Annotated in this window: 14 protein-coding genes and 1 other RNA gene; 4 read left to right on the forward strand and 11 right to left on the reverse strand. The window is 54.3% G+C overall.

The features are described 5' to 3' along the window. Positions 1-2: 2 nt before the first annotated feature. Positions 3-650: an NAD(P)H-binding protein gene (locus tag ACRCWW_RS15040; RefSeq protein ID WP_438683119.1), complete on the forward strand. Its 648-nt coding sequence runs from the start codon at positions 3-5 to the stop codon at positions 648-650. Between the two features lie 42 nt (positions 651-692). Then, positions 693-1730, forward strand: coding sequence for a permease (locus ACRCWW_RS15045; RefSeq protein ID WP_438683120.1), 1038 nt, complete (start codon positions 693-695; stop codon positions 1728-1730). An 80-nt stretch (positions 1731-1810) separates the two neighbouring features. On the opposite strand, the gene dolP is transcribed toward ACRCWW_RS15045, so the two are convergent. From dolP to ACRCWW_RS15065, 4 genes are read right to left on the reverse strand one after another with little or no spacing between them, the layout of a single operon-like run. Further along, a complete protein-coding gene (dolP, locus tag ACRCWW_RS15050; protein ID WP_438683121.1) occupies positions 1811-2386 on the reverse strand; it encodes a division/outer membrane stress-associated lipid-binding lipoprotein in 576 nt (191 codons plus the stop codon). Between the two features lie 9 nt (positions 2387-2395). Beyond that, on the reverse strand, positions 2396-2986 hold the full coding sequence (diaA, locus tag ACRCWW_RS15055; RefSeq protein ID WP_110510535.1) for a DnaA initiator-associating protein DiaA: 591 nt from the start codon (positions 2984-2986) through the stop codon (positions 2396-2398). A 25-nt stretch (positions 2987-3011) separates the two neighbouring features. Then, the gene (locus tag ACRCWW_RS15060; RefSeq protein WP_438683122.1) at positions 3012-3401 is read right to left on the reverse strand and encodes a YraN family protein; all 390 of its coding nucleotides are present in this window, start codon (positions 3399-3401) and stop codon (positions 3012-3014) included. Further along, on the reverse strand, positions 3359-5536 hold the full coding sequence (locus tag ACRCWW_RS15065) for a penicillin-binding protein activator (RefSeq protein WP_438683123.1): 2178 nt from the start codon (positions 5534-5536) through the stop codon (positions 3359-3361). The genes ACRCWW_RS15060 and ACRCWW_RS15065 overlap by 43 nt, the downstream gene beginning before the upstream one ends. A gap of 62 nt (positions 5537-5598) precedes the next feature. Here ACRCWW_RS15065 and rsmI point away from each other — a divergent pair, with 62 nt between their 5' ends. Further along, the gene (gene rsmI, locus ACRCWW_RS15070) at positions 5599-6465 is read left to right on the forward strand and encodes a 16S rRNA (cytidine(1402)-2'-O)-methyltransferase (RefSeq protein ID WP_438683124.1); all 867 of its coding nucleotides are present in this window, start codon (positions 5599-5601) and stop codon (positions 6463-6465) included. A gap of 97 nt (positions 6466-6562) precedes the next feature. Here the strand turns inward: rsmI and ACRCWW_RS15075 are convergent, their stop codons facing one another. From ACRCWW_RS15075 to ACRCWW_RS15105, 7 genes are all read right to left on the reverse strand, one after another. Beyond that, complete coding sequence (locus ACRCWW_RS15075; RefSeq protein ID WP_438683125.1) at positions 6563-7339, reverse strand: DeoR/GlpR family DNA-binding transcription regulator; 777 nt, start codon at positions 7337-7339, stop codon at positions 6563-6565. Between the two features lie 109 nt (positions 7340-7448). Continuing rightward, the gene (gene gatD, locus ACRCWW_RS15080) at positions 7449-8492 is read right to left on the reverse strand and encodes a galactitol-1-phosphate 5-dehydrogenase (RefSeq protein WP_438683126.1); all 1044 of its coding nucleotides are present in this window, start codon (positions 8490-8492) and stop codon (positions 7449-7451) included. Positions 8493-8536: 44 nt separating this feature from the next. Beyond that, complete coding sequence (locus tag ACRCWW_RS15085) at positions 8537-9910, reverse strand: galactitol-specific PTS transporter subunit IIC (protein ID WP_438683127.1); 1374 nt, start codon at positions 9908-9910, stop codon at positions 8537-8539. A 4-nt stretch (positions 9911-9914) separates the two neighbouring features. Then, on the reverse strand, positions 9915-10199 hold the full coding sequence (gene gatB, locus ACRCWW_RS15090) for a PTS galactitol transporter subunit IIB (RefSeq protein ID WP_438683128.1): 285 nt from the start codon (positions 10197-10199) through the stop codon (positions 9915-9917). 28 nt (positions 10200-10227) lie between these two features. Further along, positions 10228-10692, reverse strand: coding sequence for a PTS galactitol transporter subunit IIA (gene gatA / locus ACRCWW_RS15095; protein WP_438683129.1), 465 nt, complete (start codon positions 10690-10692; stop codon positions 10228-10230). 13 nt (positions 10693-10705) lie between these two features. Next, positions 10706-11977 (reverse strand): tagatose-bisphosphate aldolase subunit GatZ, encoded by a 1272-nt coding sequence (gatZ, locus tag ACRCWW_RS15100; protein WP_438683130.1) that lies wholly within the window; start codon positions 11975-11977, stop codon positions 10706-10708. Between the two features lie 54 nt (positions 11978-12031). Beyond that, the gene (locus ACRCWW_RS15105; protein WP_438683132.1) at positions 12032-12886 is read right to left on the reverse strand and encodes a tagatose bisphosphate family class II aldolase; all 855 of its coding nucleotides are present in this window, start codon (positions 12884-12886) and stop codon (positions 12032-12034) included. A gap of 188 nt (positions 12887-13074) precedes the next feature. Here ACRCWW_RS15105 and rnpB point away from each other — a divergent pair. Next, an RNA gene (rnpB, locus tag ACRCWW_RS15110) (RNase P RNA component class A) lies at positions 13075-13373 on the forward strand; the annotation flags it as partial.

Below are 13373 nucleotides of genomic sequence, written 5' to 3' on the forward strand. Positions count from 1 at the left end.
ACATGGCAAATGTATTGATCACCGGAGCGACAGGGTTAGTGGGCGGACACTTACTGCGAATGCTGGTTCAGCAACCGGAAATAGCGCGTATCACTGCCGCGACACGCCGCCCGCTGACGACTATTCCTGCGGAAGTGCATAACCCTCACGATCCTCAGCTGACCGATGCGCTGGCGCAGGTGGACGATCCGGTCGATATCGTATTCTGCTGCCTCGGCACAACCCGGCGCGAAGCGGGCAGTAAAGAAGCCTTCGTGCATGCGGATTACACGCTGGTGGTCGACACGGCCTTAACCGGACAGCGTCTTGGCGCGCAGCATATGCTGGTGGTCAGTGCTATGGGGGCCAATGCGCATTCACCATTTTTCTACAATCGAGTGAAAGGGGAAATGGAAGAGGCGCTGATAGCCCAGCAGTGGCCGCGCCTGAGCATTGCCCGGCCGTCAATGCTGCTTGGCGATCGTGAGGTTCGGCGCACCAATGAATCTCTGCTGGCACCGTTGTTTGCCTTCTTACCGGGCAACTGGAAAGCCATCGAGGCTCGCGATGTTGCCCGCGCGTTGTTAAAAGAAGCGCTCTCGCCGCAAAAAGAAGGGGTTAACATCATCACGTCGGCAAAATTACGTGAAATAGCGGCAAGCCAGGCGTAACATCCTTTCCCACAATTTTTTTATTCCTTTCCGGAGCATGGTATGGCTGGTCAGTCTTCCTCTCAGGCCGCTTCCCCACTGGCGTGGTGGAAGCCTGCACTGTTTTTCCTCGTCGTGATTGTGGGTCTCTGGTATGTGAAATGGCAGCCCTATTATGGGAAAGCGTTCACGGCCGCTGATACTCACAGCATTGGCAAATCCATTCTGGCTCAGGCTGCGGATAATCCTCTACGGGCGGCTCTCGATTACGCGATGGTCTATTTTCTGGCGGTCTGGAAAGCGGCGGTGCTCGGCGTATTGCTGGGGTCGCTCATTCAGGTGCTGATCCCTCGCGACTGGCTGTTAAGGACACTTGGGCAACCGCGTTTTCAGGGGACGCTGTTCGGTACGCTGTTTTCACTGCCCGGCATGATGTGCACTTGTTGCGCCGCGCCCGTGGCCGCAGGAATGCGCCGACAGCAAGTTTCGATGGGCGGGGCGCTGGCCTTCTGGTTGGGAAATCCGTTACTTAATCCGGCCACACTGGTGTTTATGGGTTTTGTGCTTGGCTTGCAGTTTACGCTGATTCGCTTTGTTGCCGGGCTGGCAACCGTATTGATCGTGGCGACGTTAGTGCAACGCTGGGTCAAAGAATCTGCCGCCCTGCCGGATGTCACCGTTGAGCCTGAAGTTACAGAGAACTCATCGTTCCTCGTTCGCTGGGGCAAAGCCCTGTGGACGCTGTTCTGGAATACGATCCCGGTTTATATCCTGGCAGTGCTGGTTCTTGGGGCGGCTCGCGTGTGGCTGTTCCCGCATGCAGATGGTGTTGTGGGTAACACGCTGTTCTGGGTGATAGCAATGGCGGTTGCAGGCTGCTTGTTTGTGATCCCGACGGCGGCAGAAATTCCTGTTGTGCAAACAATGATGCTTGCGGGCATGGGCGTAGCGCCGGGTTTGGCTTTGCTTATCACGTTGCCAGCACTCAGCCTGCCTTCTCTTATCATGCTGCGCAAAGCGTTTCCGGCTAAAGCTTTGTGGCTGGCGGGTGGGCTGGTGGCGCTAAGTGGCGTGATTACGGGCGGGCTGGCGTTGTTGTAAGCGGAAATTGCCTGATGGCGCTGCGCTTATCTGGCCTACGAAGAGTAAGCCTGGCAAGCTTTAGCGCCACCCGGCGATACTTAGTTGATGAAGGTAAACGCCGTGGTGACGTGTTTCACCCCGCTGACGCGGCTGGCGATATCCGCTGCCGCTTTGCCTTCACGGTCGGTTAACGATCCCATCAGGAACACTTCTGCGTTTTCAGTGGTGACTTTCACCGCAGAGGATTTCACCTGATCGCTGCCCAGCAGCTGAGAACGCACCTTGGTGGTGATCCACGTGTCGGAAGAGGCGGTACCCAGCCCAATCGGCTGACCCTGACGGATTTCGTTGAACACTTCCGTCGTGCCGTCGACACCCATCGCAATCTGTTTCGCACGGGAAGCCAGGTCTGTAGACGGTGCCTGACCTGTCAGCAGAACTTTGCCCTGCCAGGCCATCACGTTCACACGAGCTTCTTTTTTCAGTTGTTCATCTTTATTGAGTGCGCTGTTCACGCGCAGCTCCAGCGTACTGTCATCGACCTGGGTGCCCACGGTGCGTGGGTCAGTGGCCGCTTTGGTGCCCACTGCCGCAGTTCCAACCACGGCGGCGGCAACGCATCCCTGAAGCAGCAGTGCGGCAATAAGGACCGCGAGGGGCGAAAGTGCCTTCATGTGTACTCCTTAATCGTCCTGGTGTGGGAAGAGCGTGTTATCAATCAGATCGCACAGGCAGTTTACCGTCAGCATATGCATTTCCTGGATGCGAGCGCCCCGGTGCGACGGAATCCGAATTTCCACGTCCTGCGGCCCTAACAGACCCGCCAGCTCGCCTCCGTCATACCCGGTTAACGCCACAATCGTCATATCACGCGTGACTGCCGCTTCAACGGCTTTCACGATATCCCGGCTGTTTCCTCGGGTGGAAATCGCCAGCAGTACGTCACCAGCATGACCCAGCGCGCGCACCTGCTTGGCATAAACTTCATCGTGAAGCCTGTCGTTGGCAATCGCGGTTAAGACCACATTATCGGTATTAAGTGCAATCGCAGGTAAACCAGGGCGTTCTGTTTCAAAGCGATTAATCATACAGGCAGCAAAATGCTGTGCGTTGGCGGCCGATGTGCCATTGCCACAACAGAGGATTTTGTTGCCGTTGAGTAAGGACTGCACCAGCGTCATGGCGGCCCGGGAAATGGCGTCCGGAAGCGCTTCTGCTGCTGCGATTTGGGTCTGAATGCTTTCCGTGAAGCAGGCTTTAATTCTGTCGAGCACGATGTCCCTTAATTCTTTAGTGACGCTATTCGCCAAAGGCGTTTTTAAACCATTCGATCTGACTGCCGGTGAAGGCTATCACATCGAACCGGCAATCCGTAGTCTCAAAGCTCCCATTGTGGCGGGCAAGCCACAAGCGGGCGGTGTGTAATAATTTGGTTTGTTTGCTGCGGGTCACACTGGAGGCCGCGCCGCCGTAACCTGCGGAGGCCCGAAAGCGCACTTCAACAAACACCGTTGCCGCACCGTCTTTCATTATGAGGTCAATTTCACCGCCGCGAACATGCACATTCGCGGCGATGAAACGCAGTCCATTGCTTTCCAGCCAGCGACGCGCTTCGGTTTCCCACGCGTCGCCGGTTTGTTTCCGGCTTAGTTTGCCGGAACCACCTGTCCCTGCTGGTATTTGAGCCATGACAACTTCCTGTTGATCACACAATCCTGGTTGGCGGTCAGATCGCCCGTGTTGCCGTTCAGCTCAAAGCCCGGCACCTGGCGCATCTGTGAGAAATGGTTCGCCAGCGTCCAGGCATCCACACCCATCGCATACAGACGAGCCAGTGAGTAATCGTTACGGACTGCGCCCAACGCCTGCTGCATCAGCGCAGGGTTGCTGCCTGCCAGCATCGGAATTTCACTGTACTGCAGACCATCCATTTCCAGACGGAAATCCGGGCCGGCGGTGCCCTGAGCGCTGCGGGAGCTGGCATACAGTGTCGCGCCGCTCTGGCTGCCATTGCGCATGGCAATCATCGGTTTGATGTACGCGATTTCTTCCGGCGTCGCAACAATATAAGCCGCATCGACTTTGCCACCGCTGGAGATCTGCGCATCGCTCGGCGGAGCCGGGATGGTCAGGCCGCCAATGGTCACGCTTTGCTGCTGTGGCAGGCTGGCACTGACCGGGCTGCCGGAGAGCGCGATACCGCCGCCACCGTTTACACCGCCGCGCAGTTCGTTAACTGAACCAAATTTCTGTTGCAGCACCACGCCACCACCCAGCTTTTGCCATTCCTGAGCAAAGGCGTTAGCCACACGATCGCCCAATGCGCTGCGCGGGATAAGCACGAGTGGAGCCTGTTTGCCCTGATCGTGAATGTGACGCGCGGCATCGCGAGCCTCATCTTCTGGCGACAGCGCGAAATAGCAGATGTTGGCGCGGTTATCGACGCTTTCCGGCTGGTTCAGCGCCAGTACGTTGAGGCTGGTGTTGCTCTTAATCACTGAATCAACATCGTTCTTCAACAGCGGGCCGACCACCAGAGAAACGCCATCCTGCTGCGCCTGATTCAGGATCTGATCAAGTGGAGCAGAGGTGGTGTCGTAGATTTTCAGTTCGGCAGAAGGATTCGCAGACGCAGCCGTAACCGCAGGCTGTGGAGCAGCAGCCGCATCAGGCGTGGTTGCAGCAGGAACCGCAGCAGGCGTTGGCTGAGCAGGAACTGCGTTGTCCTGCTGTGTCGTTACTGGTGTGGACGCTGGAGCTGGCGTGCTGGCCGCCTGAGGTGCTGATGCTGGCGCATTGGTTGGCGCCTGAACAGGGTTTGCCTGAGTGCCTACCGCAGGCTGAGCTGTCGTCAGATCAGTCACTTCTGCTTCAGAAGGGCTCACCACTGTGTTGTCCTGAACCGTAGCCGCCTGTGCGGTTTGTTCCGGAACAGCGCTGCCGCTGATGGTGCCGACAGTGCCATTTTTCGCCGCCTCAAAACCCTGCTGGATGGTGCGACCGAACACGGCAGCCTGGCCATTTAAAGGCAGCAGCAGAGCAATTTTCGCGGTAGAGGCAGGCTTAAAGTTCTGCACGTTCGCTAGCTGCGAAGGCAGCATTTTCGCGCCAGGGTTCTGCGGATAGCGGGTTTTCCAGTCCTGAATACCGGCTTTCATCATGTCCGGATCGTTGCGGTTATCAAACCAGACGCGTTGCAGGTCAAGCCAGCCTTGCAGCACGTTTTCATCGGCGTTGATCACCAGCGCATTCGCCTGCTCTTTATTCATCGAGGCGAGCGCCTGCCAGGTGGCATCGATATTTTTCTGTTTATCCTGCGGTGAGGCCAGCAGTGGCTCCTGAGCAATCAGCGCACGCAGTAACGTCAGAGAAGGCTGGCCATGCTGGGCCGTAATTACATCCTGCCAGTAGCGAGCTTGCTGGTTATTCTCAAAGCTGGTGACATCCATCTTCGCTAACAGTGCACGCGCGGCGGCAAAGTCTTTCTGCGAGAGCTTAATTTCAGCGCCCAGAAGCGATTGTTCCTGACGCTGGGTAGCGGTCAAATCCTGTGGCAACTGGCCGTACAGTTCCAGCGCTTGCTGGTTCTTGCCCTCTTTGAGCAGTGCACGAATGGCGAGTAATTGCCAGTTGGTCTTGCTATCATCTGAACTTTGCTGCATCTGCTGCAGGTAGTATCCAGAATCCGCTTGCGCGCTCCCTTCGAGGTGCGCAGTGCTTTGGTCGGCACTTTGCTGGGTGCCACAGCCGGCAAAAAGAAACGCTGCCAGAACGACAGGCAGACAGCGCGCGGCTTTAGAACGAAGAAATGTTGACGGTACCATAAGTATCCAGTGATATTTTTTAGCTCAATGCTCAATATTAAATCGGCAATACGGACTAAACAATGAAACAACGCGAAACAGCGGACAATTCTCAGGGCAAGCTTTACATTGTGCCTACTCCCATCGGCAATTTGGGTGACATCACTCAACGTGCGCTGGATGTGCTGCAAGCTGTTGATTTGATAGCCGCCGAGGACACCCGTCACACCGGTTTATTGCTGCAACATTTTGCTATCAGCGCCCGTTTATTTGCCCTGCACGATCATAACGAGCAGCAAAAGGCTGAAACACTTCTGGCGAAGTTAAAAGAAGGGCAGAACATCGCGCTGGTATCCGATGCCGGCACGCCGCTGATTAACGATCCTGGCTACCATCTGGTTCGCACCTGCCGTGAAGCTGGCGTACAGGTTGTGCCACTTCCTGGCCCGTGTGCCGCCATCGCGGCACTCAGCGCGGCAGGTTTGCCGTCGGATCGCTTCTGCTATGAAGGTTTCCTCCCGGCAAAATCCAAAGGTCGCAGAGACACCCTTCGTGCGCTGGAAAACGAACCCCGCACGCTGATTTTCTACGAATCAACTCACCGTCTGATTGAAAGCCTTGAAGACATTACGTCCGTGCTGGGCGAATCCCGTTATGTGGTTCTGGCTCGTGAAATCACCAAAACCTGGGAAACCATCACCGGTGCGCCGGTAGGCGAGCTGCTGGCGTGGGTAAAAGAAGACGAAAACCGCCGCAAAGGCGAAATGGTGCTGATCATTGAAGGCTTCAAAGTGCAAAGCGACGACGTGCTGCCCGCTGAAGCCCTGCGCACCCTGGCGCTGTTGCAAACTGAACTGCCGCTGAAAAAAGCCGCCGCTCTCGCCGCCGAAATTCACGGCGTGAAGAAAAACGCGCTGTACAAGCACGCGCTGGAGCAGCAGGGAGAGTGATGCTGTTTTCTTCCGACAGCTTTGTCGGAAGAAATGTCGGTAGAAAATGAACAGCGACAGGCCCGGTAAAAATTGCATAACCGGGCTGAGCTTTTAATCAAACCGTTTTTAACTCCACACCGGTTTTTTCCAGCGCTACGATATCGTGCTTGCTGATACTGTCATCTGTGATAACGCAGTCGATTTTCGCCATCGGCAGTACTTGATTAAAACCCCGACGGTTAAATTTAGTCGCATCCAAAACCGCGATGACTTTGTGTGCCGCTGATGCCATCACGCTGCTGATTGAATAGCCTTCATTGAAGGTGGTGATGCCGTTAGTTGCATCAATGCCATCAGCGCCAACAAACAGAAGGTCTGCGCTGATCCCTTGCAGGGATTGTTCTGCAATCGTGCCGTGCATCGAGTGGGTTTTATGTCTGACGGTACCGCCACAAACCACCAGAGTTATGTCTTTATTTTCTGCCAGCGCGTAGGCGGCAGGAAGACTGTTGGTGATTACAGTGATGTTTGTTTTTCTGACCAGTTCTTCGGCGATAAGCAGTGTGGTGCTCCCGCTATCGAGGATCACGGTCATCCCTTCAGCGATCATCTTTGTGGCTGCCTGCGCAATTCGCTTTTTGGGATCGCTGGCGAGTTTAAAGCGATCTTCCAGCATGACTTCCTGGTTCTCTGATTCCGCGGCCAGATGACTGCCCGGTTTTGCCGCGCCTCCGTGAAAGCGAGTGACCAGGCCTTTCTCTTCCAGCAAACGTAAATCCGCGCGAATCGTTACCTCTGAGATCCCGAAGCTATTTGAAAGATCGAGTACCAGCACACTTCCCTGAGATTGAATCAGCTCGACGATTTTGTTCCTTCGTTCAAATGAGTTCATCTTGATTTGCCTGATAAAAAGTTGCGACTAGTTTAATCGAAGGATTATGAAAGTTGTACGGTTAATTTCGAAAGGACATGTGAGCCAGCACAAGGGCTGGCTCGTGGGATCAGGACAGCTTAAGCAGGATTTTGCCCTGCATTGGGGCACCATCGAGTGCTTTTACCGCGGCTGCAAAGCTTTCGGCATTACCCTGATGTGCGATTAATGGCGCTAACTGTAAGCGCTTTTCGGTTAAGAGTTTTGCCGCCGTTTCCCATTCCACGCCAGGCCACGGGCTGGAATAGTTCATCCAGCTTCCGAGCAGGGTTAACTCCTTTCGCAAAATCTGACCAAAAACGGCTGATGTTATCTGGAGATCTTTGTGTAATGTCCCCACGAGAGCAACCTGAGCTCTTGGTCCGGCGATCTCGATTGAAAGAGAAACGGTCTGCGGCGTCCCGGCTGTTTCTACGATCAATTGGTCGAATCGATATTCTGAGAGTGCAGCCTGTATTTCCTCTGCCTTCATTTCACGGCTGTTCAGGGCATGCGTAGCCTCCAGCTTTCTTGCCAGTTCCAGTTTCTCAGGGTTTATATCAATGGCTGTGATGCTTTTGGCTCCTAACGCTTTGGCGCATTGCATGGCAAGCAGACCAATGGTTCCGGCACCCACTATCACCACGTTTTTATTTTCGCAGCCCTGGGCCAGAGCAAAAGCGTGCAGGCCGACGGTAATGGGTTCGATAAAAGCGCCATCATCGATGGGCATATCCGAAGGCAAGCGGTACAGGTTGGCTCGTTTCACCACAATGTAGTCTGCGTGCCCGCCCTCACTTCGTGAACCGACAAACTGATACTGTTTGCACAGTGAAAAGAAGCCGCGTTTGCACTGTGGACAGTCAAAACAGGGCAGCAAAGGGACGCAGGCCACGGCATCACCGGGTTGCAAATCTTTCACCTCTGGCCCGTAAGATTCCACATAGCCACTGAATTCATGGCCGAGGGTGATGGGGTAGTAATGGGCTCCGTGGGAGAAGACTCGCGGGATATCCGAACCGCATAAGCCTGAGCTGGCAATTTTAACCAACACATCATCTTCACTTTTGAGTTGAGGGACAGGGCGCTCTTCAACGCACACGTCTCCCTCAGCGTAGATAACCACTGATTTCATAATTTTCTCCATTTAGGAACAGGGGAGCTGGGCTCCCCTTGATATCAGGAAAGGCTTTCCGCCTGCTGAACAGAGGCTGCTTTTTCCGCGGCAACGAAATTGCGGGCCCTGCGCCAGGTCAGGAAAACGCCTGTGAGATAAATGGCGGCGATGACGGCAAACCCGACGACGTTTTGCCAGGTGAAAATCTGGATCAACAACCAGGTGACTGGCGAGCCGCCCTGATCCATGGAGGCGACCATACCTCCAGCTTTCAGCGCCCCTGCGTTTTCAGCAAGCTGGGTATGCAGGCCGATGGTTTGGGTGGCAATCCACAGCGTAATGCCCATGATGATCACCCCAGAAATCAGCGTGCGGAACAGGTTGCCCTGATGCACCGCCACGGCCATCGCGACGAAAAAGCCGATGGTTGCAAGGTCACCAAACGGCAGCACCTGATTGCCCGGAACCAGTACAGCAATCAGAATGGTCAGTGGAATGAAAATCAGGCTGGCGGAGACCACGGAGGTGTGACCAAGCAGCAATGCCGGGTCCAGACCAATCAGGAATTCCTGGCCGCCGAATTTGGCCTGCAGGCGCTTACGGGCGTGTTTCGCAATCGGCGTCAAACCATCCATAATCGGTTTGATCACGCGGGGCATCAGCAGCATGACAGCGGCGGTTTTCACGGCCAATTGCAGGACGGCTTTCGCGTCGTAGCCTGCCAACAGCCCAATCACCAGACCCATGACGAAGCCAACGGTGACCGGCTCGCCGAAAGGCCCAAAACGTTTTTGAACATCGTCAGCACTGAAGTGGATGCGGTTCAAACCTGGGATTTTCTCAATGATGGTGTCAACCAGTACCGCGATGGGCCCCAGATAGGCGGACGAGCCATGGGGTATTGCGATGCCTTCGAGGCCGAAAAAGTCTCGTGTGTCTTTGGCAAACCAGTCCCCCAGCTTATAAACGAAGGCGGCATGGAGTACGACGCCAAGGATGCCAATCCAGTAGGAACCCGTAGCCAGATGCAGCATGGCGCCGGTAAACGTCATGTGCCAGATATTCCAGATATCGACGTTAACGACGCGGGTCATGCGCGTCACCAGCATCACAATGTTGACACCGATAGCAATCGGAATGGCGACCAGTGCAATTTGTGAAGCCCAGGTCATAGGAGAAGAGCCTGGCCAACCGATGTCCACGACGTGAAGGTTAATCTGGAACTGTTCGGCCATAGCTTTCGCAGCGGGGCCAATAGAATCCAGCATCAGGCCAATAACGAGCCCAATACCGACAAACCCAATCCCGATGTGCAGCCCCGATTTGAAACAGTCGCCGAGCTTCATTCCCAGTAATTTAGAGAACACGATGATCACCAGCGGCAGCATCACCGTAGGGCCTAAATCCAGGATATAACGCATTATTTCGCTAAACATGACGTTACCCCACAAGAATGGTCAGGATCTTTTGTTGCAGCGCTTCGATACCCACTCCGGACACAAACGGCATGCCGTGAACCACCGGGATATCGCCAAAAGAGCGATCAACGCGAGCTGTTGTACAGATGAGATCCGCACCGTCCATGTAGGTTTCGATCTCAGTGACACGACACTGCACTAAATCGAGAGTGATATTGTTAGCGTCACAAAGCTCTTTAATTTCTTCTGCCGCCATGGTGGAGGTTGCGACTGCACCACCACAGGCCACAATGACTTTACGTTTCATAGGGTATTCCTTTTATTATCAGTATGTTTTAAGCCAACTGGCCGCTTTCTGTTTCCAGAATGGTGTCCTGGAACAGGGCTGCCAGTTCGGCTGCTGGAGCACGAAGCAAGGCTTCCAGCGTGTCAGGGTCCTGAAGCTCACTAAAAAGGCGACGCAGTAACTTCAGCTGGGCCGCAGGGTTCTCAACAATCAGCGCAATAATCAGTGAAACTTCAATCTCACTGTCATCGTCTGCCTGCTGAAATTTCACCGGTGCATCGGGGCGAATCAGATACAGAGCGGGAGATTTGGCATGTATCGCCTCGCAGTGGGGAATGGCCACGGCGTGATGTTCAAGGTTGATGCCGGTCGGGTAAATAGCTTCCCGTTCCAGCAGAGCGGCAGGGTAGGTGTCGTGAACGACACCCTTTGCCAGCATCTCCTCGCCAATATGCTCCAGCGCTTGCTGGCTGGAGCTAAAGTGAATTCCGGTTCGGACAAACAGTTGGCTCATAAGAACTCCGGCTTCAGGCCGCCTGCGGGTGGCAGCCAAAACGATAGGCCCGCAGAACGTCCTGAATTTTGTCGATAATCAGGTTGTGCGGGGTGAGAGTGAGGGTGCCTTCGGAAAGGCGTTCAAACTGAACGGGCATAAATTGGCTGATTAACCCAAGCGGCAAGGCGACGTCATTCAGATTGGTGATCAATTTTTCTACGCTTTGCGTGATGCGAGGGTGCGGCCAGTAATAGCGAATACGATCGGAGAGGCTAAAGTGAATATCCACCATCGCCTGACTCCATGTAGGACGATAATACTTCTTCCAGTAACCCGGTTCGTTGAGCATCACCTCATCAATCACTTCCAGTACCTGACTCCGTTTTTCAGGCACGACGAGCTCATTCTCCATTTGCGCCAGCGCGAAAATGGCTTCTCTCAGGGCGAAGGTGAGCGCTGGGCCAACTTTTAGGATTGCATAATGATCTCGTACCAATGCGTGATAGGCCTGGCGAGTCTGGTAATCGGTGGAGTGGGCCTCATAGACCATGGGGGTTTGCTTAATCCAACCTGAAAGCGCTTCAGCGGCGTGTGGCTGGTAGTGAATTATCTGGGTGTGATCGAATTCAACGCCAGGCTGAACAACGATCGCAATCACGCGTGTCAGCGCCTCTTCCAGACCTAAGGCTTTAAAGGCGATTTGATGGGTTTCCAGCGTACGGGCAGCATCTTCTTCCCGCGTGACGTGAACCGTGCCGATAGTGCCTGCTTCTCCGCCTGGCACGGGAACTTCAGTACCGATGACATAAGTCAGTACTTCTTTTTGCACGTCAGTTGCAGTCTGCTCTGCAGCCTGGCAGAGCAGGGCGGCGCGTTCCGCTACGACCATCGGGTCAAGAGGCGTTGGGTCGTCAGCACATGACATAGATGCATCAAGGTGAATTTTGCTAAACCCGGCTGCCACGTAGGCTTTGATCAGCTCGACAGATTTTTCCATGGCGGCGGCAGCGTTTTCGTTTTGCCAGCAGTTTGGGCCAAGGTGATCTCCGCCAAGAATAAGTCTTTCAAGTGGAAAACCAACTTTCTCGGCAATCTGAAACACGAAGTCCCGAAAATCGGTGGGCTTCATTCCGGTGTACCCGCCAAACTGGTTAACCTGATTTGATGTGGCTTCGATTAACACTTTGTTGTCTGTCTTTAAATCAAATCGTAGTGCAGATTCGATCACAAGTGGGTGAGCGGAGCAGACTGAGCAGATCCCCAAATGTTCACCGAGTTTATGACGTGCGATTATCTCTTTCACTTTATTCTCCGACTCATTTTATTTGGTTTTTTTATTCCAGTGCGTAGTTCTGCTTTACAGTTTTCCTTCGCTACCGCAATCCAGAATCACTTTCCTGACGACTTCTTTCATTGCTGCTTTGGCGGGGATCATGTAATGCCGAGGATCGCTGGCATCAGGATGAGCACTCAAATACCCTTTAAGGGCCTCGGCGAAAGCCAACTTGAGCTCTGTCGCGACATTCACTTTGCAAACGCCGAGTTTAATTGCCTGACGGATGTCAGCAGCAGGAAGCCCTGAAGCCCCATGAAGGACTAATGGGATATCGACGTTAGCCCTGATTTCCTCAAGGCGATCAAAATCCAGCTTTGGCTCTGCGGTGTACAACCCATGAGCCGTACCGATGGCGACAGCCAGTGAGTCAACTCCCGTCCGGCTAACAAATTCGCGGGCCTGGAGGGGATGGGTATAAAGAGCATCCTTCCCATCGACGACCAGATCGTCTTCTACCCCGCCGAGTCGGCCAAGTTCTGCTTCAACGCTGACGTCGTAACGGTGACAGTAGTCGGTTACCTCTTTGACCAAAGAGACATTGTCTTCAAACGCATAGTGTGAACCGTCAATCATCACTGAGCGCACGCCTGACTGAACCTTACGTTCGATATCCGACGAATTCTCATGGTGATCCAAATGGATTGCCAAAGGTTGGTTGTAGGTTCTGGCGAGCTCTGTCGCCATTGCCACAATATTGCTTGTGCCGGCATAGCTAAACGTTCCTGGTGTACCTGCGACGATCAGCGGAGAGCGAAGCTCAGAGGCGGTTTCCACCACGACCTGCAGCGTTTCCAGATTGTGAATATTGAAGGCGGGAACGGCATAACCTTCATATTGAGCCTTTTTGAGCATTGTTTTGGTCGAAATGATAAACATGCTTCCTCCGAAGTCTTTCGTTTGTTTTCTTCGAAAGAAGATATAGGTATTCGGAATGGTTTTATGTGATTTCGATCGAGTAAATGAAAGTTTCGAAAGGATAAGAAGATTTTTGAAAGTATTTGACATCGCCAGAGCTTGCTGCCCGATGGGTGACAAAGCCCTGCGAACCCTCTATACTGCGCGCCGAAGCTGACCAGACAGTCGCCGCTGTGTCGTCGTCCTTTCGGGGAGACGGGCGCAGGGGAGGAAAGTCCGGGCTCCATAGGGCAGGGTGCCAGGTAACGCCTGGGGGGGAAACCCACGACCAGTGCAACAGAGAGCAAACCGCCGATGGCCCACGCAAGTGGGATCAGGTAAGGGTGAAAGGGTGCGGTAAGAGCGCACCGCGCGGCTGGTAACAGTCCGTGGCACGGTAAACTCCACCCGGAGCAAGGCCAAATAGGGGTTCACATGGTACGGCCCGTACTGAACCCGGGTAGGCTGC

The sequence above is a fragment of the Scandinavium sp. genome (assembly GCF_051650185.1).
Taxonomy (GTDB): Bacteria; Pseudomonadota; Gammaproteobacteria; order Enterobacterales; family Enterobacteriaceae; genus Scandinavium.

What these genes read in the sequence shown, in the direction of transcription:
- ACRCWW_RS15040 (WP_438683119.1), top strand. Translation starts at nt 3, where the DNA reads ATGGCAAATGTATTGATCACCGGAGCGACAGGGTTAGTGGGCGGACAC.
- ACRCWW_RS15045 (WP_438683120.1), top strand. Translation starts at nt 693, where the DNA reads ATGGCTGGTCAGTCTTCCTCTCAGGCCGCTTCCCCACTGGCGTGGTGG.
- dolP (WP_438683121.1), bottom strand. Translation starts at nt 2,386, where the DNA reads ATGAAGGCACTTTCGCCCCTCGCGGTCCTTATTGCCGCACTGCTGCTT.
- ACRCWW_RS15060 (WP_438683122.1), bottom strand. Translation starts at nt 3,401, where the DNA reads ATGGCTCAAATACCAGCAGGGACAGGTGGTTCCGGCAAACTAAGCCGG.
- ACRCWW_RS15065 (WP_438683123.1), bottom strand. Translation starts at nt 5,536, where the DNA reads ATGGTACCGTCAACATTTCTTCGTTCTAAAGCCGCGCGCTGTCTGCCT.
- rsmI (WP_438683124.1), top strand. Translation starts at nt 5,599, where the DNA reads ATGAAACAACGCGAAACAGCGGACAATTCTCAGGGCAAGCTTTACATT.
- ACRCWW_RS15075 (WP_438683125.1), bottom strand. Translation starts at nt 7,339, where the DNA reads ATGAACTCATTTGAACGAAGGAACAAAATCGTCGAGCTGATTCAATCT.
- gatD (WP_438683126.1), bottom strand. Translation starts at nt 8,492, where the DNA reads ATGAAATCAGTGGTTATCTACGCTGAGGGAGACGTGTGCGTTGAAGAG.
- ACRCWW_RS15085 (WP_438683127.1), bottom strand. Translation starts at nt 9,910, where the DNA reads ATGTTTAGCGAAATAATGCGTTATATCCTGGATTTAGGCCCTACGGTG.
- gatB (WP_438683128.1), bottom strand. Translation starts at nt 10,199, where the DNA reads ATGAAACGTAAAGTCATTGTGGCCTGTGGTGGTGCAGTCGCAACCTCC.
- gatA (WP_438683129.1), bottom strand. Translation starts at nt 10,692, where the DNA reads ATGAGCCAACTGTTTGTCCGAACCGGAATTCACTTTAGCTCCAGCCAG.
- ACRCWW_RS15105 (WP_438683132.1), bottom strand. Translation starts at nt 12,886, where the DNA reads ATGTTTATCATTTCGACCAAAACAATGCTCAAAAAGGCTCAATATGAA.